Annotated in this window: 20 protein-coding genes; 7 read left to right on the forward strand and 13 right to left on the reverse strand. The window is 66.2% G+C overall.

Features of this window, described 5'->3' with window-relative positions; all coding sequences use genetic code 11:
• Positions 1 to 13 precede the first annotated feature (13 nt).
• The 4 genes from JJ683_RS02640 to JJ683_RS02655 are packed head-to-tail and all read right to left on the reverse strand — an operon-like array spanning position 14 to position 5,245.
• On the reverse strand, positions 14 to 898 hold the full coding sequence (locus JJ683_RS02640; protein WP_200171104.1) for an ATP-binding cassette domain-containing protein: 885 nt from the start codon (positions 896 to 898) through the stop codon (positions 14 to 16).
• Positions 892 to 2,745, reverse strand: a complete 1,854-nt coding sequence (locus JJ683_RS02645; protein WP_200171105.1) for a dipeptide/oligopeptide/nickel ABC transporter permease/ATP-binding protein — start codon at positions 2,743 to 2,745, stop codon at positions 892 to 894. Before JJ683_RS02645 ends, JJ683_RS02640 begins: the two co-directional genes overlap by 7 nt.
• On the reverse strand, positions 2,742 to 3,683 hold the full coding sequence (locus tag JJ683_RS02650) for an ABC transporter permease (RefSeq protein WP_200171106.1): 942 nt from the start codon (positions 3,681 to 3,683) through the stop codon (positions 2,742 to 2,744). Before JJ683_RS02650 ends, JJ683_RS02645 begins: the two co-directional genes overlap by 4 nt.
• A 29-nt stretch (positions 3,684 to 3,712) precedes the next feature.
• Positions 3,713 to 5,245: an ABC transporter substrate-binding protein gene (locus JJ683_RS02655; RefSeq protein WP_200171107.1), complete on the reverse strand. Its 1,533-nt coding sequence runs from the start codon at positions 5,243 to 5,245 to the stop codon at positions 3,713 to 3,715.
• 295 nt (positions 5,246 to 5,540) lie between these two features.
• On the opposite strand from JJ683_RS02655, the gene JJ683_RS19370 reads away from it, so the two are divergent.
• The gene (locus tag JJ683_RS19370; protein WP_277952054.1) at positions 5,541 to 5,663 is read left to right on the forward strand and encodes a hypothetical protein; all 123 of its coding nucleotides are present in this window, start codon (positions 5,541 to 5,543) and stop codon (positions 5,661 to 5,663) included.
• Positions 5,664 to 5,920: 257 nt separating this feature from the next.
• On the opposite strand, the gene JJ683_RS02660 is transcribed toward JJ683_RS19370, so the two are convergent.
• The 4 genes from JJ683_RS02660 to JJ683_RS02675 all read right to left on the reverse strand — a co-directional run bounded on the left by JJ683_RS02660 (position 5,921) and on the right by JJ683_RS02675 (position 8,902).
• A complete protein-coding gene (locus JJ683_RS02660) occupies positions 5,921 to 7,333 on the reverse strand; it encodes an acyl-CoA synthetase (protein WP_200171108.1) in 1,413 nt (470 codons plus the stop codon).
• A 25-nt stretch (positions 7,334 to 7,358) separates the two neighbouring features.
• Complete coding sequence (locus tag JJ683_RS02665) at positions 7,359 to 8,057, reverse strand: enoyl-CoA hydratase/isomerase family protein (RefSeq protein ID WP_200171109.1); 699 nt, start codon at positions 8,055 to 8,057, stop codon at positions 7,359 to 7,361.
• 26 nt (positions 8,058 to 8,083) lie between these two features.
• Complete coding sequence (locus JJ683_RS02670) at positions 8,084 to 8,257, reverse strand: hypothetical protein (protein WP_200171110.1); 174 nt, start codon at positions 8,255 to 8,257, stop codon at positions 8,084 to 8,086.
• 177 nt (positions 8,258 to 8,434) lie between these two features.
• Positions 8,435 to 8,902 (reverse strand): very short patch repair endonuclease, encoded by a 468-nt coding sequence (locus tag JJ683_RS02675; RefSeq protein WP_307810645.1) that lies wholly within the window; start codon positions 8,900 to 8,902, stop codon positions 8,435 to 8,437.
• 148 nt (positions 8,903 to 9,050) lie between these two features.
• On the opposite strand from JJ683_RS02675, the gene JJ683_RS02680 reads away from it, so the two are divergent.
• Positions 9,051 to 10,334, forward strand: a complete 1,284-nt coding sequence (locus JJ683_RS02680) for a DNA cytosine methyltransferase (protein WP_200171112.1) — start codon at positions 9,051 to 9,053, stop codon at positions 10,332 to 10,334.
• A 21-nt stretch (positions 10,335 to 10,355) separates the two neighbouring features.
• Here the strand turns inward: JJ683_RS02680 and JJ683_RS02685 are convergent, their stop codons facing one another.
• Positions 10,356 to 12,215, reverse strand: coding sequence for a DEAD/DEAH box helicase (locus JJ683_RS02685; RefSeq protein WP_242474335.1), 1,860 nt, complete (start codon positions 12,213 to 12,215; stop codon positions 10,356 to 10,358).
• Entirely contained in the window at positions 12,185 to 13,591 is a 1,407-nt protein-coding gene (locus JJ683_RS02690) for a ParB N-terminal domain-containing protein (protein ID WP_200171113.1), read from the reverse strand. The genes JJ683_RS02685 and JJ683_RS02690 overlap by 31 nt, the downstream gene beginning before the upstream one ends.
• Before the next feature lie 126 nt (positions 13,592 to 13,717).
• Between JJ683_RS02690 and JJ683_RS02695 the strand changes: the two genes are divergently transcribed.
• The 3 genes from JJ683_RS02695 (at position 13,718) to JJ683_RS02705 (ending at position 16,463) form a co-directional block, all read left to right on the forward strand.
• A complete protein-coding gene (locus JJ683_RS02695) occupies positions 13,718 to 14,419 on the forward strand; it encodes a KpnI family restriction enzyme N-terminal domain-containing protein (RefSeq protein ID WP_200171114.1) in 702 nt (233 codons plus the stop codon).
• 193 nt (positions 14,420 to 14,612) lie between these two features.
• On the forward strand, positions 14,613 to 15,548 hold the full coding sequence (locus JJ683_RS02700; protein ID WP_200171115.1) for a NaeI family type II restriction endonuclease: 936 nt from the start codon (positions 14,613 to 14,615) through the stop codon (positions 15,546 to 15,548).
• An 81-nt stretch (positions 15,549 to 15,629) separates the two neighbouring features.
• On the forward strand, positions 15,630 to 16,463 hold the full coding sequence (locus tag JJ683_RS02705; RefSeq protein ID WP_200171116.1) for a class I SAM-dependent methyltransferase: 834 nt from the start codon (positions 15,630 to 15,632) through the stop codon (positions 16,461 to 16,463).
• 36 nt (positions 16,464 to 16,499) lie between these two features.
• Here the strand turns inward: JJ683_RS02705 and JJ683_RS02710 are convergent, their stop codons facing one another.
• Both JJ683_RS02710 and pheA read right to left on the reverse strand, forming a co-directional pair.
• The gene (locus JJ683_RS02710; protein WP_200171117.1) at positions 16,500 to 17,177 is read right to left on the reverse strand and encodes a histidine phosphatase family protein; all 678 of its coding nucleotides are present in this window, start codon (positions 17,175 to 17,177) and stop codon (positions 16,500 to 16,502) included.
• Entirely contained in the window at positions 17,174 to 18,151 is a 978-nt protein-coding gene (gene pheA / locus JJ683_RS02715; RefSeq protein ID WP_307810646.1) for a prephenate dehydratase, read from the reverse strand. Before pheA ends, JJ683_RS02710 begins: the two co-directional genes overlap by 4 nt.
• Positions 18,152 to 18,268: 117 nt before the next feature.
• Here pheA and JJ683_RS02720 point away from each other — a divergent pair, with 117 nt between their 5' ends.
• Entirely contained in the window at positions 18,269 to 19,234 is a 966-nt protein-coding gene (locus JJ683_RS02720) for an NADPH:quinone oxidoreductase family protein (protein ID WP_200171119.1), read from the forward strand.
• A gap of 152 nt (positions 19,235 to 19,386) precedes the next feature.
• On the forward strand, positions 19,387 to 19,932 hold the full coding sequence (locus tag JJ683_RS02725; protein ID WP_200171120.1) for a nuclear transport factor 2 family protein: 546 nt from the start codon (positions 19,387 to 19,389) through the stop codon (positions 19,930 to 19,932).
• 10 nt (positions 19,933 to 19,942) lie between these two features.
• Here JJ683_RS02725 and JJ683_RS02730 read toward each other — a convergent pair whose 3' ends face one another.
• Positions 19,943 to 20,728 (reverse strand): hypothetical protein, encoded by a 786-nt coding sequence (locus JJ683_RS02730; protein WP_200171121.1) that lies wholly within the window; start codon positions 20,726 to 20,728, stop codon positions 19,943 to 19,945.
• Positions 20,729 to 20,811 lie beyond the last annotated feature (83 nt).

Consider the following 20,811-nt stretch of genomic DNA (forward strand, 5'->3'; position numbering starts at 1 on the left):
CCTCGGCGTTCGATCAATGCGCCTGCACGGCGGCGCTTTCCGTATTCTGTTCGTCGATCAGCCGGCGACGGTGCGCCCGCCGTTCGCGCTGCCGGTCCGGATCGGCCACCGGCGAGGCCAGCAGCAGCCGCCGCGTGTACGGATGGCTCGGGCTGCCGGTGACCGTCGCCGCGAGGCCTTGCTCGACGATCGTGCCCGCACGCATCACCGCGACGCGGTGGCTGATGTGCCGGACCACGTCGAGATCATGCGAGATGAACAGGTATGCCACGCCGGTTTCACGGCGGATCTCCAACAGCAGGTCCAGTACTTTCGCCTGCGTCGACAGGTCGAGAGCGCTGACGGGTTCGTCGCACACGATGAGCTTCGGGCGCACGGCGAGGGCCCGCGCGATGGCGACGCGCTGCCGCTGCCCGCCGCTGAACTCCCGCGGCAACCGATTGATCGCATCCTGTGGAAGGCCGACCTGGTCCAGCACCTCGCGCACGCGGCTCCGGGCCGCCGCCTTCTCCTGCCCCTGGACCGTCAGCGGCTCCGACAGGATGTCGCCGATGGTCATGGACGGATTGAGCGAGGTGTACGGGTCCTGGAAGACCACCTGCAGGTCGCGGCTCAGCGCGCGCCGGGTCCTCCTGTCCGCGCGGGTGATGTCCACACCGTCGAACCGGATGGTGCCGCCGGTGATCCGCGTCAGCCCCAGGATCGCCCGCCCCAAGGTGGTCTTGCCCGAGCCCGACTCCCCCACCAGCCCCAGCGTTTCACCGGTATCGATCGTGACGTCGATATCGGTCAACGCCCGGAAAGGCTTGGCCCGGGAACCTTTACCGGGATAGTCGACGACGAGCCGGTCCACCCCGAGAAGCCGTTCACCGGTTCCGGCGCGCTTATCTGCTAGCACAGGTCCGCCTCCGCCACACTCGAAGCCGCCGGACGGACGACGGGTTCCTCACCGATCGTGGTGCTCAGCATCGTCATCGGCTCCTTTCCTTCCAGCACCGCCCCGAGCAACGTCCGCGTGTATTCCGCAGCGGGCGACCGCAGGACGTCGCGTACATCGCCGGATTCGACGATGCGGCCGTTCTGCATGACGGCGACCCGGTCGCACAGGTCTGCGACGACGCCGAAGTCGTGGGTGACCAATACGACGGCCATGTTCCTGCGCTGCTGCAGATGCCGGAGGAGATCGAGCACGTCCGCCTGCACGGTCACGTCCAGCGCCGTCGTGGGTTCGTCGGCTATGAGCAGGTCCGGGTTACAGCTCACGGCGCCCGCGATCAGGACGCGCTGCGCCATACCGCCGGACACCTCGTGCGGGTATGCCTCGAACGTCCTCGCCGGATCCGGGATCCCCACCTCCGCCAACTGCTCCAGGGCCTTCGCCTTGGCCTCCCGCCTGGAGACCTTCAGCACCTTCACCATCGGACGCACCAGCTGGTAGCCGATCGTGAAGTTCGGGTCGAGATTGCTCATCGGCTCCTGCGGGATGTACGCGATCCGACTGCCGCGTATGTCCTCCCACGCCTTGCCGCGACGGTGGTCCGAATCGGGTGCCACCAGAGTCCGCTCGTCGAAGACGACCCGCCCTCCGGTGATCATCGCTTCGTCGGGGAGCAGACCCAGCAGCGCGTACGCCGTCTGGGTCTTCCCGGAACCCGACTCGCCGACGAGGCCGAGAACCTCGCCGCGGTCCACATGCAGCGACACGTCCTGGACGACCTGCTTCGTCGTGCGGTCCGGTCGCGGATACCCGATTCCAAGGCACGAGACGGACAGAAGGTGGTTGGCGGCCGGCGGCGCGGGCACGGCACCGGCGACCCCGCCGTCGCTCCGGGCCTTGCGCACCTTGCGCCGTGTCGACGGAGCCTGGGGCTTGTCCTCCAGCGCATCCCGGACGGCGTTGCCGAGCAGCACGAAGGCCGCCACCGTGACCGTGATCGCGACCGCGGGCCACACCGCCAGCATCGGGTCACGGTAGATGTTCGTGAACCCCTCGCTCAGCATCAGCCCCCACGTGGCCGACAGCCCGTCGCCCAGTCCCAGGTAGTCCAGGATCGCCTGCACGCCGATGGCGATGCCGCAGAGGATGGCCGCCTGAATGACCAGCGGTGCGCGCACCACGACGAGGATGTGACGCCTCACGATCGTCGCGTCGCTCAGTCCCGACACCCGCGCCGCGTCCACGTAGAGCTCGCCCCGGACGCTCTGCACCGCGGTGTACGTCAACCGGAACATCGCGGGCGACATCAAGATGCCGAGGGCGGCCATCGACACCCACACGCTCTTGCCCAGTGAAGCGCTCACCGCCAGGAGGACGATGATCGCCGGGAGGGACAGCAGGACGTTGTTGATCCAGTTCGCCGCCGAGTCCAGGGCGCCTCCGAAGTAGCCGGCGACGAGGCCCGACGGAACGCCGATGACGATGGCCACGACCGTCGCCAGCGCTGCCGCGATCAGAGTGGTCCTGCTGCCGACGATGAGGCGGCTGAGAACGTCGCGCCCCGCACTGTCGGTGCCCAGCCAGTGGGAGCCGCTCATCGGCTGCAGCGCATTCTGGAGGTCCACCTGGTCGGGGTCCAGCGGGGCCAGCCACTGCCCGAACACCGCCGCCACGACCACGATCCCCAGGATCACGAGCGCGATCGCGCCCATCGGGTTGCGGGCAAGGCGCTTCAACAGGCTCGCATCGTGGGCGTCGCTCACCGCGGTGCGAGCGGCCTGCACATCCTCTTCTGTAGTACTGCTCACGAGACTCTCGCTTTCGGATTGAGCCAACCGACTGCCAGGTCCACGAGCAGGTTGATGACCACCACCAGGATGACCGTGTAGACGACGACCCCCATGAGGACCGGCATGTCGCCGCGCGTCGTCGATTCCAGCGCGAGGAAGCCGATGCCGGGCAGAGCGAATATCTGCTCGATCACGACCACGCCGCCCAGGATCGAGATGAAGTGCAACGACAACACGGTGAGGCCGGCGGGGCTAGCGCCGCGCAGTGCGTGGCGGAACAGCACTTCGGACGATCCCAGCCCGCGGCTGCGGAGCGTGCGGATGTAATCCATTTCCAGCACCTTGATCGTCGAGCTGCGCACCTGCTGCGCGGTCGACGCCACGCCACTCACCGCCAGTGCCAGCACCGGCAGCGTGATCGACGCCGCCCACAGCCCCGGCCCGTCCGACCAGCGTGCGTAGCCCGTCGCGGGGAACCACCGTAGCCTGATCGCGAAGACGGACACGATCACGATGGCGACGACGAACTGCGGTACGGCCGTACCGGCGATCGACACCACCTGCAGGCCCCGGTCCACCCATCCGCGCCGGACGGCCGCAGCGACACCGATCAGCACGGAGACGATCGCGACCACGATGATCGTCACGAGCACCACCGACATGGTCGCCGGCAACCTGCTCATGATGCTGTCGGTCACCGACCTGCCGCTGAACCATGACGCCCCGAACTGCCCCTGCAGCGCGTCCTTCAGCCAGTCCCAGTAACGGCTCATCAGGGGCTGATCGAGGCCCAGCTCCTTCTTTTTGAGCTCCACCTGGTCGGCCGTCGCATTATCGCCCAGGATTTCCCTGGCGACGTTGGCCGACGAGAAGTACAGGAGAAAGAAGGTGACTGTCGACACAGCGAACAGGACGACGACGCCGGAGGCCAATCGTCGGGTAATGAACGAGATCATCGATACTCCATCAGTCCGCCACCGTGCCGTTACTGCGCGGGCGCGAAGTTGTAGATCGAGGGCACGACCTGCTGCGCCTGCGGCTTCGTCGTCGTGCCGGCGGCGGTGAAGTAGACCTCATCCTTGCGGTAGAAGGGAGCGAACCACGCCTGCTCTGTCATCTCGGCGTTGAGGTCGGCCGCCGCCTCGGCCTGCTGGGCGTCGTCGCCGTCCTGCAGCTTCTGCAGCGTCGCGGCCACCTCGGGGGTGCTCGAGTGGAACGGGTTGTAGGTCGCCTCCGGCAGGATCGCCTGGGTGGCGGTGACCCACGCGGACCCCTGGAACAGGGAGTACCAGCTCATCGCGTACTTGCCCTGCACCAGGCTCGAGACTAGGTCGGTCACCTGGATGGGCTGCCACTTCACGTCGATGCCGACATCGCCGAGGTACGTTCCGAGCCCGGCCACCAGGGACTGCGGGAACAGGCCGGAGACGGTCGGCATTTCCACTGCGAAGCCGTCTGCGTAGCCCGCGTCGGCTAGCAACTGGCGCGCCTTCTCCGGGTCGAACGGGTAGGCCGTGTCCAGATCGGGCGCGAACCCGTCGGCCGACGGCGGAAGGATCTGACTGGTCACGGTGCCGTAGCCGTTGAGGACCTGGTCTAGCAGCGCCTTCTTGTCGATCGCGTAGTTGATTGCCTGGCGGACACGGGGATCCTTCAAGGCCGGCACATTCGAGCCGTCCCTGTCGAAGATGAGGAGACCCTGCCAGTCGGTCGAGTAGCGGTACTCGGTCATGCCGGCGTTCTTGGCCTGCTCCGCCGTGTTGGGCGTGAGCGGTCCCGCCTCGATCTGCCCGGAGAGCAGCGCGTTGAGCATCGACGTGGTGTCGTTGAACTGTTTGATGACGATCGTGTCGTACTTCTGCAGCGACTCGTCCCAGTAGTCCGGGTTCTTGACGTACGTGTACTCCGACCCGTCGACCGAGTTCGCGGAGTCCAGCGTATAGGGGCCGCTTCCCACCGGATCCGTGCCGATGTTCCCGGCCTCGATGGCGGCGGGGCTGGCGATGAATCCCGCGGAGTTGCCGAGGTTCTCCAGAAGTGAGGGGTCGCGGTCCGAGAGGGTGAGGATCACCGTCGAGTCACCTTGAGTCTCGACGTTCTCCACCCTGCTCAGCTTGTTGGCATCGGGTCCGTTTCCGGTGCGGAACCTGTCCAGGTTGACCTTCACGGCCTCCGCGTTCACCGGGGTCCCATCGGTGAAGGTCACGCCCGAGCGAATGGTCAACGTCAGTTGCGTCCGGTCGGCATTGTACTTCCAGTCGGTCGCCAGCATGGGCACCAGGGAGCCGTCGGGTTCTCGCCTGAGGAGCGAGTCGTACACGGGCTGCAGGAACAGAACGGCATGCCCCACCTTGCTGTTCACCGGGTCGAAGGTCTGCGGACCGGCGATCGACCCGATCGTGAGCTTGCCGGAGTTCCCCGCGGAGCCTGCCGACCCGCCGCCGCCAGCGCACGCCGACAGGGTGAGCACACCCACCAGTAGTACGACGAGCCCCACCAGCCATGAGCGCTTTCTCATTGCGGTCTCCCTAGGATTATTCGTTGATCGTGAAAGAGCCAGAGTCGTGCATCGCTCAGGCCCTCACTTGCGACGGCGGTGCTGACAATCGGTTGTCACCGAAGGGCCCGACAGCACATCCGCCGGCTCCCGAAGCGCCGTGCGTCGAAAACCTGCGGGCATGGGCGCCGCGACGGCCCCAAGGGCAAAACAGTCTCGCCGACAAGGCCGGCGAGAGACCCGAGGGGGTGGAGCTTGTCATGGTCCTCCTCCCGGAATGCCGACTCGTGTGCGCGCTGGACCGACTATAACTGTGGTGTACACCACTTGGCAACCGGTGGCCAACGCCGACAACACCACGACCGCGCAGGCCATCGGCCATCGGCGGCATGAGGGCGACGGGAACGAGGCCGTGGCCCGCGTCCGCACCAACGAGTGACCCTATCCACCAGCACTCTTGTGGATTCGCTCGCGACCAGTCGGCTGCACGCACCGTGTCGGAGAGTTCTGCGCAGGGCCGTTGGCAACGGCCCCGCTGAATAGGGCGAGCGATTGCCACAACTGTTTTCCACGCCTCGCGTGGCCCCGGAGACGCCCGGGGATGCGCACCGCCGGCACCGAACCCGGCGGTGCAGACGGACCCGGCCCGCCGCTATAGCGGCGGGCCGGGTCCGTGGCCAGGATGGGGCCGGGGATTCAGCTGCAGAGCAACTTCTTCTGCACCTTGCCCATGGCGTTGCGCGGCAGCGCGTCGAGGAAGACGACCTCGCGGGGCCGCTTATGGTGGGACAGCGATCCGGCGACGAACTCGCTGAGCACCGCGCCGTGCCCGGCCGTGTCCTGCGCGTCGGTGACCACATAGGCGACGACCCGCTGCCCCAGGTCCGGATCGGGGCTGCCGACAACGGCGACCTCGCGCACGGACGGGTGGGCGAGCATGGCGGTCTCGATCTCGCCCGCACCGATGCGATATCCGCCGGACTTGATCAGGTCCACCGATTCACGTCCGACGATCCGGTGGAATCCGTCGCCGTCGTGGGCGGCCATGTCGCCGGTGGCGAACCAGCCGTCGTCGGTCCACGCGGCGGCCGTCGCCTCGGGGCGGCCCAGGTAGCCGTCGAAGAGCATCGGTCCGCGCACCTGCAGGCGCCCGATGCTCTCCCCGTCGGCCGGCACCTCCAGGCCGTCCTCGCCGAGGATCCGCGTCTGCACGCCGCGCAGCGGGAGCCCCACCCAGCCGGGCCGGCGTTCGCCGTCCGCCCGGGTGCTCAGCGTGATCACCGTTTCGCTCATCCCGTACCGCTCGATGGGCGCGTGGCCGGTGAGCGCAGCGGTCGTGTCGAACACGGGGGTCGGCAGCGGTGCGCTGCCGGAGACGAGCAGCCGGGCCCGGCGCAGGGCGCGGGCCGCCGCCTCGTCGGCGACGATGCGCGACCACACGGTGGGCACCCCGAAGTACATGGTGCCGTCGGCGGCAGCATAGTTCTGCGGCTTCGGACGGCCCGTGTGCACGGCGCGGGAACCGATTCGCAGCGACCCGCGGGTGCCGAGGACCAGGCCGTGCAGATGGAACAGCGGAAGCCCGTGCACGACAGTGTCATCGGGACTCCACTGCCACGCCTCGGCAAGCCCGTCCAGCCCGGCGGCCAGCGCCCGGTGGCTCAGGTTCACGCCCTTCGGCGAGCCGGTGGTGCCGGAGGTGTAGACGATCATCGCCACCGCGTCCTGCGACGGGGCGGCCCCGAGGTCGACGCCGCTGCGGACTCCACGGGGGATCGGGATCGACGGCAAGCTGGAGGCTGGGTGCGAGTCTCCGGCCCAGCACGTTACCTGCGCGTCGGCGAGGATGTGCTGCAGTTCCGCGTCACCGGAGTCCGGGGCGATCGGCACCACCGGGATACCGGCGAGGATGGCCGCGCTCACCGCGACGACGGTGTCGAGCGTCGGCACCGCGTGCACGGCGACGGGGCCGGGCGCCGGCAGCGCCGCAGCAAGCGTGCTCGCCGCCGCGTGAAGCTGCTCTCGGGAGCAGGATTCGGCGCCGATGATGATTGCATCGGCCGCATCGGGGACGGCGGTGAACGCGGGGTCGAGAGCGGTCAACAACATGGATGTTCGATTCCTCTGGTAGTGGCTATTCGGCAGGATCGGCGAAGTCCGGCGCCGTCTTGGCGGCGAAGGCGGCCAGCCCGACGGGCAGATCGGCGTTGTGCGTGCGGCGCCAGTGGCTGCGCACTTCCTCACGGATGGCGCCGTGCGCGGTGACGTCGTCGATCATCTGTTTCGCGGCGGCGATCGTCACCGGCGATCGGGTGGCGATGACCGTGGCCATCCGGCACGCGACGTCATCGAGTTCGGTGTCGGCGCAGACGTCCGTGATCAGCCCGTAGTGCAGTGCCGTGGAGGCGGCGATCGGGTCGGGCGGGTACACCAGCCCCAGCTTGGCCGGGGCGATGGCGAATCGCGCCGTGTCCGCGGCGATCCGCAGGTCGCAGGCGACGGCCAGTTGGGTGCCGCCGCCGATGCAGTGCCCGCGGATCGCCGCGATCGTCGGCTTGGGGCACTCGGCCAGGGCCTTCTCCACCGCGACGTAGTCGTGTTCGATGCTGTCGGGCGCACCCGCGCGGATGCCGGTGATGTCGAGCCCGGCGCAGAAGTTGGCGCCGGCACCGGTCACGATGACGGCCCGGATCCGCGGCGCCGTGGCGACCGTGGCGATGTGCTCGCGCAGCTCAGTCAGCATCGGTCGGGTCAGGGAGTTCGCGTGTTGCGGGTTGTTGATGGTGACGCGAGCGAGGTTCTGCTCCACCGACAAAGTCACTGCGGCTTTCATGCTGTGCGTCATCTCGGTAGTCGCGGTCACGGCGAACCGCTGCAGCTCCCCTCGTCCGAGTTCTGGCGCACCGAGAACACCGTGGAACGGGCGCGGGCGGGGCGGGAGACCGTGGTTCCCGGCCCGGGCGCGGCGTCCATGTGCCGCTCCGCGTGCTCGGCCTCGGATCGCAGGAGTTCACCGATGTCCGGATCCTTCACAGCGATCCCCTTCCGTACCGGAGTTGCTCGGTTGGCCATTGACGCCGTAGACAACGAGACTCTCCCATCAGCGTATTACTTTGTAATACGCTGATGGGAGCGGCCTCATCGCCCCAACGCTCCGCGACCACAGATCACGCAGTCAAACCCCGGCACGGGGAGAGGCCACTCAGTCACTCAATTCGCGACACTCCCGCCATGCGCAGCCACGCCATCGCGGAGGCGGGAAACCTCGTCTGCGATCTCCCGGAATGCGGCTTCCACGCCGACGTGCTCCCAGATCCGCAGCACTACCCACCCATCGGCCACCAGGGCCTCCGTCTGAAGTTTGTCCCGCTCGACGTTCCTGGCGAGCTTGGGGGACCAGTACCCCGTGTTAGTCGTGGGACTTCGCCCGTGTTCCGGACAGCAGTGCCAGAAGCAGCCGTCGATGAACACAGCAAGCCGTTGTCGGGTGAAGGCGATGTCCGGGCGTGTCCTCCGCCCGCTCGCCACAACAGCGAGGTCCTTCCGAAACCTGAAGCCAGCACGATGGAGCGCGCTCCTGACCTGGGCTTCCGGCTTCGTGTCCGTGCGCCGGATCGCCGCCATGTTGCGCGATCGACCCGCGGTTGTCGCGGTCAGATCAGCATCATCAGAGGACACGCCCTGCAGGTTACGCTGGGCATCTCTACGTTGTCGTAGCCCACGCGTACCCTGGTTGACATCGAACATAAGTTCGTCGCGGGGGCTGCCGGTACCATGCTTGTTCGCACGAGGACCGGCTCCAGCGCTGGCACATCAGGAGGGGTGGATGACTGCACGTACCAGCAACAGCCGGACGGAACGGACCTACACGGTCGTCGAGGTTTGCGCGGGAGCCGGCGGCCAGGCGCTCGGCCTCGAGAAGGCCGGTTTCGAACATCAGCTCGCTATCGAGCTGGACGAGACCGCCGCTACAACCCTCAAACTCAATCGACCTGGGTGGGACATTCGCGTCGGCGACGTGGCAGACAAGTCGGTGTGGGACCCAGCAGAATTTGAGGGCGTATCGCTCCTCGCCGGCGGCGTTCCCTGCCCACCCTTCTCCATCGCCGGCCGCCAGCTCGGCGCATCGGATGAGCGCGACCTCTTCTCCTGGGCCATTGAGCAGGTCGCCATCGTCCGGCCGCGGGCACTCATGCTCGAGAACGTCCGTGGACTCTCCCAGCCGCGCTTCATCGCGTACCGGCAGCGCGTGCTCAATCGGCTGCGCGAACTCGGATACGAGCCGTTTTGGAAGCTTCTGCATGCTGCGGAGCACGGAGTAGCGCAGCTACGCCCGCGCTTCGTCCTCGTCGCGCTGAAGCCCGAAGATGCCGAGTACTTCACCTGGCCTGAGGCGAGCGAGGCCAAGAAGACCGTGGGCGAAACGCTCAAGGACCTCATGTCAGCCGACGGCTGGCCCTACGCCGATGAGTGGGCAGCCATGGCCAGCGACATTGCACCGACTCTGGTCGGAGGCTCCAAGAAGCACGGCGGCGCCGACCTTGGCCCAACCCGCGCTAAGGCCGCATGGCTTCAGCTCGGAGTCGACGGCAAGGGCATCGCAAACGAGGCTCCAGGCCCGCAATCTCCCCACCCGGCAGAGGTTCCGCCCCGGCTCACGATCGAAATGGTTCGCAGGCTGCAGGGCTGGAACGATGACGAGTGGTCCTTTACGGGAAAGAAGACCTCGCAGTACCGCCAGATCGGCAATGCCTTTCCTCCGCCAGTGGCCAACGCGGTCGGCGAGGCGATCATCCGCGCATTCAACCACGTCAGCGTCAACCAGACCTACGCCGCCCAGCTCGCACAGGCCGCAGATGATCCGCTCTTCTCGCTGCTGAATGACAACCCCGGCGGAACGCCCGAACGCCTGATCTATGAGGGCATCCCCACTCTTACGCCTTCGAAGCTCGCCAAACGCATCAGCGCCCTCAGCCACGACTTCGAAATCCGCCAGACACGCGTGTCAGGTGAGACCTTCTATCACCTTGGCGGGTTCCGGGGGTTCACCGGCCAGGAGGACCACTTCAGGCACGAGTACATGGCGGAAAACCGCTCGAAGGTCAGCTGACACAACTGCCCGCGCTGCAGCTCAAGCCGCCGAACTCCTGAGGTAACCAATCAGGGCTTGGAGGTCACGCTGGTCTAGGCCACTTCCGCGTGTGTCTTCCTCATCGAGGTCCGCCAGCTGCTGCACCGCGGGGTCATCAAGCACACCACCCATAAACTCGAGCTTCCTCGCCAGACGAGCTGCGACAACTTCGTCAATAGTGCCTTCCGAAACCAGAACAGTAATTCTAGTCAGCACATCCTGACTAAGCCCGAGCCGATGAATGCGATCGAGGCTCTGGAGGAAGCGGCCGGCGGCAAAATCTCTGTCCACGTAAACCGCATCATGACACTCATGGTGCAGACTTATACCTTCACCCAGTGTTGCCGCGTTCGATAGAAGAACCATGCATGACGGATCAGTACGGAAACGACGTATCTGCTCCTCCCTGTCTACAGTGCCTCCGTGCACCACGGCTGGAACGTACGAGGCGAGCATTCCACGCAACGTTTCCAGGTTCCGAATAAATGTGGACCACACAAGAGTTTTACGGCCCTGCGCTACGTTCTCGGTAACAATCTTCAAGACTTCTTGATACTTCGGAGATACCTCGTACGCTGGTAGCTCCCTCATAAGCTCATACAGCGAAGCGTTCCCGGGTACCGGAAGAGGAGGAACCTGGAAAGCAAGCGGCTCGTACCGGCTAGACCCCTCCGCCAAAAGCGCAGGGCTTGTTGCCGCCATCAGCATATACATTACAATCCGGCCAAGAGCCTGAAAGTCACCCTCCGCACCGAACGCTCTGGCCGAGAACTGACCGACAAGTGCCCTATATATCTCAGCATGCAACGGAGGAAGCGCCACCCTACGAAGAACCGTGTCTACAGGTGGAAGATTCAATTCGCTTTTTGTAGTACGTACGAAGAGCGGATTCAGGGCGCGACTAGCAGCGGCGAGACTGCCGGCACCTACGGCCCTCCGAACACTCTGACGACCCATCCCTGGCCAGACGAATCCAAACAGATTCTCAAGGTCCTTAACGCCGTTTGGTGCAGGGGTACCAGTAAGGATCAGCCGACGGTTGCTCCGAGGCCCCAGAGCCAGGCAAGCCGAGCCATAGGCACCTTCAGCCCCGAGCTTCATTCGGTGTGCTTCATCCAAGACTATCATCGACGGCTTCTCGGCAAGCCATCGGCTAAGAGCACCGACCATTCTTGGAAGACGTTCATAGTTAATTACGACCGCGTCAGCAGACTCCGATGGGTACTCCTCGGGAAAATCCATCGACAGCGCGGGAGACATACATTCCAGATTTTCGTACTGCCATGCATTAAAACTTGACTTAGGTCCAACGATCAGCAGTCTCTCGAGGCCATCACGCTTACGCAAAACGCTGAACACAGCAAGACCTACCCGGGTCTTGCCAGCACCTGGAACAGAGAAGTTTGCGCCATGCCTTAGCGCCAGAAGCTTTGCGATATCGCGCTGCTGAAATGAAGTAAGCTCGCCTATCCATTCAGAACCGATCAGCTCCGAGAGCGTTGCTTCATCGTAGGAGGCGCGCCACTCCTCCCCCTCAAGTTCGCTGGATACTGATTGTGAATCCTGTATCGAATCCACCACCAGCGTTCGCAGCTGAGGGTCCCATTCGACATCGCCCGCGGCCGTGTGCGGCCAGCGGTTGAGGACTTCAAGGCTAGTTAGGAGCTCATCGATATCAATTTCAATGCTGCTGGGCGAGCGCTGAACGCATGTGCGGAAATTGAGCGCTAACCGACGAAGGTCCGCTTCACGGCCTTCACTTGCAGTGAGACGTGCACGCGTCACCTCCCCGGAGAGTCCAAGAACCAGACTTGGATTGCTCATAGTTGTCAGACCGTTCGAATCGAATCCAGAAGCCATGCAACGCCTTCACCTGGCGAGGAGTAGGTGCGGCGCGCCTGCCGTCCGAGACTGGCCAAGCTATCGCGAAGGGCGATTAGTGCTTCATCAAATGCTTCGTCATCTAGAGCCCGTTTTGCTTTTGCCTCAGCGAACTCCATTGCACACTGCGTCACCTGCTCAGCTGCATCCGACAAACGCTCAGGCACCGCTAATTGCCGCTTCACCAGTTCAGCGTTCTGCCCCGCGAGTTTTACAGCGACATTGAAGGCATCGCGTGCCTTCATCACAGTTGAGGAGGCACCCTCAACCTCAGCAGGCGTGGCACTGTTCCCATCACGACAAGTGGCCTTTGCCCTCAGAAGCTCGTTAGCAAGCTCTTCGATATGTGCAGTACCGTCGCTCTTCGCGGGCAATGCCACACCGGGAATACCGGGAACAGAAAGCGGAGCTTTCGCCGCTGTGGCGGGCTTGAGTTCGGGGGGAAGTCGGGTTTCAAGATAGCGAGAATAAAAGTCTGATTCCGCGAGCCTTAGCGACGTCTTCGGGTAATCAAGGATAACCATGGCGAGACGTGAATGACGAAGACGCTCGGCAGCATCTGAATCTTTCGTAGCGAGTTTCGTATAGTCGCGGTAAAGCTCGCGCAGCTTTTCCTGATGCTGCTCAAAGTCTACGAGCCGCAGCGCAGCGCCTGATTCATTGCGGCTGCGTTCGATAGCATCAAGAATCTGATTGTAGACCCACCTATCACACTGGAGGGTTTTCTGGCGAATATTGAAATCCTTCGCGACATCCTCTTCGGTGCGTCCGCGCCCGAGCTCCTCCTCAATCGCAACAAGACGGTTGATATACGAATACTCGCGCCGCCTATCTTTCCGAAGCTGCAACGAGAGCTCTACATTATTTATGTCCTGCCGAGAAGTATCATCAGGAAGAACGCCAACCTTGATGTTCTGCACACCAAGTTCAATCAGTGCTGCCGCACGCGTATTACCATCGACAAGAACTCCATCAGGACTTATGATGCCAGGCTCTCGCTGCCCAACATCATCAAGCTCATCCATCAACGCCGTGTACTCGGGATCTACCTGGTCTGGATTAGCTGGCCGCTGACAAAGGAGGTCCCGCAAGTAGTCCTGCGCATCATGGCCCCAGGGATCTTCATCGATCGCCTTGTTCCGCTCTGGGTCAAGGGTGCGCTGAACTCGGATTCGATGCGTGTCCGGGTTGAAGTACAGGATGCTCACCGGAACACTGATCACGTGAAGATGGCGTTGTTCGCCACGCCAGTCGATCGTGACCTTCGCGCCACCATCATCTTTGGCCTGCTTGAGGCGCTTCGCAATCTCATGCTTGTTGTCTGGCCCCCGGGGAGGGACACCAAAGCTGGACATAGGACGCGCTCCTTCGGTTAGCTCAGACCGGGCTGTCGGTTGGCGTGTAGGCATCATGACACTCGCATCCGACAGCCCGCAGGGCACCAGTAGTGTTTGAACTCTACGCAACGAGGAGGAGCGGGCATGGGGCAGCCTAGGTGGGATGATCCGGAAAACTCGGCCGGAGGAATGATTCGCGCAGCGCTCTGGCTGGTGCAAGAAGTTGGTGAGGGAAACACCTTCACCAAGAACCAGCTCCGTGAGGCCTTCCCTGGCGTGTCCCAGATCGATCGCCGGGTACGCGACCTGCGAAGTTACGGCTGGGTGCTCTACTCCAGCGTGGAAGATGCTTCCCTGCTGGCTGAAGACCAGCGTCTCGCGAAGATCGGCGTCCATGTCTGGGACGCCAAGGCTCGTCGCGCCGCAGCACCCCAATCGACCATCACGGCGAAGGAACGGCAGGCCGTACTGGCACGAGATGGGTATATGTGCACACTATGCGGTATCGCCGGGGGCGAACCGTACCCAGACGATGCGGCGCTTACGGCCGTCCTTTCCATCTCTCGGCGGTCCGCGACTCGCACCACAGGGAAGCTGAAAGACGCATTCGTGACGGAGTGCAAGCGCTGTCGGTCCGGCCGACCCGACACGCCGCTGAGTGCAGAAGCCGCTGTTGCCGCTGCCGAGGGACTTGACCCCAGCGATCTTCGGCGACTCGTGCGTTGGATGGAACGCGGACGGCGCGGCACTACTGAGCTGGATCGTGCCTGGGCTGCCTTCATGCGAGTGCCCGCCGACATGCGTGCCGCTGTCGCGGCGAGTCTCCGGACCCATCAGGTCTCATGAGGCTCGGTCCGGCGCTCGCGGGGGACATGCATATCCTCACGTAGCGCAGCACTGCGGCATCGCGGCAGCCGCGCGACCACACGCGCTCCGCCGCCCAGTTCTACCGCGTGGCCCGGTCACACACCCCACTCATGTTCCACTATCCTATAACCCCGACCAAGTAGCTCTGCGGTCGTGTTTTATCGTGTCACGCATGTCAATCAAGGGTTATACCGCTCCGCCCGGTACTCAATGCCAGCCGGATACACGAAAGGGATCACAAGCTCCTGCGCATCTCGTCGTTGCATCAGAAGACGACATCGAGCTTCAGTCTGTATACCGATGGCTCATGGAGCAGCCGATTGAAGACTTGCTCAGAGTAGCCGTGGACTCGGCAATCCAGTACGTTTTGGACGGAGCTCGAACCTGGAGATTCGACCTACTCGACAAACGCGTAGATTCCGACGAGAGATCATCGGTTGGAACGAAGCTTCAATATCACGTTATTGAGGAGTTGGGACTGCAAAAAGTACCCCCTCTCGATACTGAAATAGACGACGTACCAGTAGAAATAAAGGGTAGCGTCCAGGATGTCACCGCGCCTTGGATGATTCCCCGCGAGGGGCAGTGCCAAGTAACACTTCTTATCCAGGCAGACCTCAGCAACTGGAAGTTTGCAGCGTGGCTGATGCGTACGCACCGCGTGTGGCTTCGCAATGGACGTAATCAAGACGGCAAGCGCTCTCCGCGTTCCGCTCATTTTCGGGAGTATGCACTCCCAGTAGTTACATGGTCGACTCTGCCGCCGCAGCCCCTCAAACGTCTAACGCAAGACCAACTCAAAGTTGTATTCGACGATCGAGGCTTGCAAAAGCGCTCAATTGATCTCTTTCGATTCTTACCGGACACGGTTATCCCCCGATCATCATTGGCAACTGTTGGTGCTGGACTCCATGACCCAATGAGACGACTTCGGCAAACGAAAGCAATATTGCGCGATAACCACTCGTTGATTGTACTGGTAGGGAAATGGATATCAGACCGCGAGATCGCCAGCAGTCTCGGACATAAACTCGGACCTGAAGATTGGGTGGCCATACCCGCGGAGCGCTTCGCGGAGAGCTCTATAGCATTTCCGTCGGTGGAATAGTCATCCTACCCGCGTTATTCGCCCGAAAGTAGTGTTCAGGTGTTTCGGGGATTGTCGAACAATATGCTCTACCATCGCCCCATGATCGACGACGCCGCCCACGCGACCCCCGCCGACCCGACGTGGTCCGACCCGGCCCTCGCGTCCCGCTTCGTCGACGACGCCTACGCCACGGTGAAGGGTCGCGTGCGCACCCACGTGCTGCACCACCAGCTGCTCGAGCACCTGCCGCCGGCCCCGGCCGCGGTCCTCGACGTGGGCGGTGGAGCCGGCCACCAGTCGTTCCCCCTCGCCGCCGCGGGCCACAACATCACCGTGCTCGACCCGTCCGCAGCGATGCTCGACCAGGCCCGCACGCGCCTCGCAAATCTTCCCGCCGAGGCGCAGGCGCGCGCCACGCTCCTGCAGTCCGCGGGCGAGGACGCCGCCGCGGCCACCGCAGGCCGGCGCTTCGACGCGGTGCTGTGCCACGGCGTACTCGGCTACCTGGCCGACCCGTCGCCCCTCATCGCCCAGCTCTGCGCGTGCACGAAGCCCGGCGGTATCGTCTCGATCATGACCGGCAACGCCGCCACCCAGGCCATCGCGCCTGCCCTGCGCCGCCGCTGGTCTGACGCGCTCGCCGCCTTCGACGCCCCCACCGCCGACATCCCCGGCCTGGGCGTGCGCGGCCGCGGCGACACGGTCGACGGGCTCGGCGCGCTGCTACAGGCCCACGGCGTGGAGACGGAGCGCTGGTATGGCACGTGGACGTTCGTCGACTGGCTCGCGTTCGGTGGCACGCCGCTCGATGACGCCGACGACGCGGAGGTGGCGGCCATCGCCGCGGTGGAGCTCGAGGCGAGCCAGCGCGACCCGTACCGGCAGGTCAGCCGCGCCTTCCACCTGATCGGGCGCAAGACTGCCAGGGACTGACACCAGCAGAGCGCGCAGCCTGAGAGAAGCTGCCCCTCACCCCATCGGGTCGTCGGCCCCGCCGCGCGACGGCCCTTCGAACGGCGGCAGCTTGTCCGCCCACTGTTCGAGCCGCCAGCCGCCGTCGGGCGTGGGCGCCAGCACCACGGCGTCCGTGTTGTCCAGGTGGTTGGTGACGGCGAAGGCCGGGTCCACGCCGCTCATCGCGGTCACGGCCAGCCGGATGATCGCCCCGTGGCTCACCACCACCACGTCACCGACAGTGCCGGCGTCCGTCCCGCCCAGGTGCGCGGCGCGCAGCTCGTCCAGCTGCGGCAGGTACCGCCCCAGCGCGTCGTGCCCGCTCTCCCCGCCGGGGACGCGCTCGTCCAGGTCGCCCTTGTACCAGCTGCGGAACACGCCCATGAACACCTTGTGCGCGTCCTCGTCGGAGCGCCCTTCGAGGTCGCCGGCCTGCACCTCGTGCAGCCCCTCGATCACCTCCAGCCCGCGGTCGACGGCCTCGGAGACGGGTGTCGCCGTCTGCCGTGCCCTCAGCGCCACCGACGACACGAGCATGGCCGGCCGGCCGCCGCTGCCGAACCGCTCGGCCAGCGCCAGCGCCTGCTGCTCGCCGGCGGGCGTCAGCGGCGCCCCAGGCGGCAGCGTGTCGAGCTTCTTCGCGACATTGGCCACCGTCTGCCCGTGGCGCACCAGGATGAGCCGCCCGCTCATGTCGCCTCCCGTCCCTGCCGCATCCGCTCCAACCAGTCCACCGTCTCACGATCGGCCGGCGGCGGCGTCCCCTCGGTGTGCGAGGCCGGCCACGATCCCAGATACCGCACCTCGGCGGTGGTGCGGTGCAGCGCCTTGAGTACCTCGGCCACGGGGGTGTCGTCGATGTGTCCGGTGCAGTCCAGCTGGAAGTAGTAGTTGCCCAGCCCCGAGCGCGTCGGCCGCGACGCGATGCGGGTGAGGTCCACCCCGCGGATGGAGAACTGCATGAGCGCCTGCGCCAGCGACCCCGGCTCGTTGGGCAGGTAGAGGAACACGCCGGTCCGGTCGGCGCCGGTGCGCGGCGGCGTCGGCCCCGGCCGGCCCACCAGCACGAATCGCGTGCGCGCCCCCTCCACGTCCACGACGCCGTCAGCCAACGTCTGTAGCCCCAGCCGCTCGCCGGCCAGCGCCGTCGACACGCCCGCGTCCACCGTCCCGGCGGCGACGTCCTCGGCGGCGCCCGCATTGGATGACGCGGGGACGACGCGCGCATGCGGCATCCGCGCCGCCAGCCACTGGCGCACCTGCGCGGCCGCCACCGGATACGCGCCGATGGTCTGCACGTCCGCCACCGTCATGTCCTGGCGCGCGACGATGGTGAACGCGATGTCCAGCTCGGTCTCCGCGAAGATCTGCAACCGCGTGCCCTCGGCGAGCGGATCGAGCGTGGGCAGCACCGGCCCGTCGATGGAGCTCTCGATGGGCACGCACGCCAGGTCGGCCGCGCCCGAGCGCACCATGTCCAGCGCCGCGCGCTGGCTGTCCGCCGCCAGGCGTTCCACCGGCCCCGGCGCGCCCAGCTCGGTCAGTCGGCCCCCGTCCTCGAACCGGCTCAGCGCCGCCTCGGTGAACGTGCCCGACGGCCCGAAGTAGGCGACCCGCTCCGGCCGCGATCCGCCGATTCCACCGGGGTCAAGTCCACTGCGCTCCACGTACAGCACACTAACGAAATCCGCGCCGTCGGGCCGCCCGCGGGCATAGGGTTGAGCCGCAGAGCAACCCCGGTGCGTCCGCACCATTGCACGCCCCACGCCCGAGAGGAGCGCCCGATGCGCGCGGTACAGGTCACCCGGCTCGACGGTCCGTCCGCGGTCGAGGTGCACGACGTCCCCGAGCCGGCCGCCGGCGCCCACGTGCTCATCGACGTGCACGCCGCCGGTGTCACGTTCCCCGACGTGCTGCAGACCCGCGGCCAGTACCAGATCAAGATGCCCACGCCGTTCGTCCCCGGCGCGGAGGTGGCGGGCGTGGTGCGCTCGGCCCCGGAGGGCAGCGGCTTCTCCGAGGGCGACCGAGTGGCCGCGTTCCCCGGCTTCGGCGGGTTCGCCGAGTCGGTGGCCGCCGACCCGGCCCAGGTGTTCCCGCTGCCGGAGCACTTCTCGTTCGAGCAGGGCGCGGCGGTGCCGATGAACCTGCTCACCGTGCACTTCGCCCTCACCCGGCGCGGCCGCCTGCAGTCCGGCGAGATCGTCATGGTGCACGGCGCCGGCGGCGGCATCGGCACTGCGGCCACCCAGCTGGCCAAGGCGCTGGGCGCGGAGGTCATCGGCGTCACCTCCGACGGCGCCAAAGCCGACCTGGCCCGCCGGGCCGGGGCGGACGAGATCGTCCCCGCCGACGGGTTCCTGGTGGCCGCCAACAAGATCACCGACCACCGCGGCGTGGACGTGGTGGTGGACCCGGTGGGAGGCGCCCGGTTCACCGACTCGCTGCGCAGCCTGTCCCGCGAGGGCCGGCTGCTCGTCATCGGCTTCACCGGCGGCGAGATCCCCACCGTCAAGGTCAACCGGCTGCTGCTGCACAACACCTCGGTGGTGGGCGTCGGCTGGGGCGAATACTGGCTGGCCAACCGCGGTTACCTGCAGGAGCAGTGGCGCGACCTGCTGCCGCTCATGGAGGCCGGCACCCTCGACCCGATCATCGGCGCCACCTTTCCGCTCGACGACGCCGGCCAGGCTTTGGCCGCGATGGAGAACCGGACGGCGGTGGGCAAGCAGGTGCTCACGGTGCGGTAGCGGCGTCCCGGCTGGCGGCACCGGCCGTTGTGGCGGCGGGCCCGGGGTGTGAGCGTCGGCGGTGACCAGGACGGACGGCCCAGTGCCCCCGTATGACCTGTAAGGACACTGCATGACCGTTAGGGAACCTGCATGACCGCTAAGGAACCTGCATGACCACAGCCACACTCACGCTCTCCCCCGCCGAACAGCTCCTCGCCGTCGAGGAGATCAAACACACCTTTGCCGGACGCCTGCGCTGCATGGACACCAAGGATTGGGCCAGCTACGCCTCGTTCCACACCGACGACGTGGTGAGCGACTCGTGGCGCAGCCAGGGCGCGGCCCAGCCGTCGTCGGGTTCCGATGCCGCCGCCGACGGGAACGGCGCCGCCCCCGTCACCGGCGGGGCTGCGTTGACGGAGGCGATCCGGGCGACGCTCGACGGTGACCGCCCCGTCACCAGCGTCCACCACGCGCACACCCCGGAGATCGCGCTGACCTCCGACACCACCGCCCGCGGCGTGTGGGCCATGGAGGACCGGTTGTGGTGGACGCGCCGGGGTTCCGGCTCCGCGGGCGAGGACACCGAGGAGTGGCTGCACGGCTACGGCCACTACCACGAGGAGTACCGGAAGGTGGGCGGCCGCTGGCTGATCAGCTACCGCGCGCTCACCCGGCTGCGCGTCGACGCCTCGCCGGGGTTCTACGACCGCTGACGCGCGCGGATCACGAGTACCAGTCCGGCACCGCCTCCGCGGCGCCCTGCGCGCCGAAGCCCAGGGCGGCCAGCTCCGCCGCCACGGCGCGGAGATCGGGCACCAGCACGCCCAGCAGCAGTTCACGCACGGCGTCGGCTGCCATGTCGCTGAGCGACAGCAGGTAGCCGACGTCGGGCCGGTCGAACGCCGCGCGCACGTCGGCGCCGCTGATCCCCGCCACCGCGCACGCCAGCACGCGCACCACGCCGGCCGCGTCGTCGGCCTCCGCGAGGTATCCGGCGTCCGAGTGCACGAAGCTCGACTGGAAGTCGGCGACGTCCCCCGCCCCGGCGCCGGCCGGCAGCACCAGCGACCGGCCCGCCGCCACCGCCCGTTCCGCGCACTCGCGCACAGTGGCCCCGCCACCGCGCACGCGCACCGCGACGTGGCCGGGCGCATCGAGTCCCAGCGCCTCGTCGAGCTCGTCCGCCGAGACGTCCAGCAGGTACCGCACCACCGGAACCGGCGGCTCCGCGGACAGCTGCTCCGGCGGCACGTCGAGCGTCGCGAACACCGGGGCGCCCGTCTCCCCGACAACGACCCGCTCGAGGTCCGACGCGCGGACGTGCGCCGGACCGACCAGGCCGGCTGCCTCATGGCGGCCGTCGTGCGGTTCCGCGGAACCCCCGGAAGCGCGCGCGACGAGGAGCCGGGCGGCCAGCGGCCTGCGGGCGTGCTCGCGCGGCGGCCGCAAGGGCGGAGGCGTCCTGGGTTTGCGCCGGGCGCCGTCCGACGGGGTGAGCGGGAGTTCCACGGCTCCACCGTAGGCCCGCGCCGCACGTGATCCTCCGGTGGTTCCGGGATCCGTGCGTGACGCGGACCTCACACTTAGGTTAG

The sequence above is a fragment of the Tomitella cavernea genome (assembly GCF_016599145.1).
In the GTDB taxonomy this organism is placed as follows: domain Bacteria; phylum Actinomycetota; class Actinomycetes; order Mycobacteriales; family Mycobacteriaceae; genus Tomitella; species Tomitella cavernae.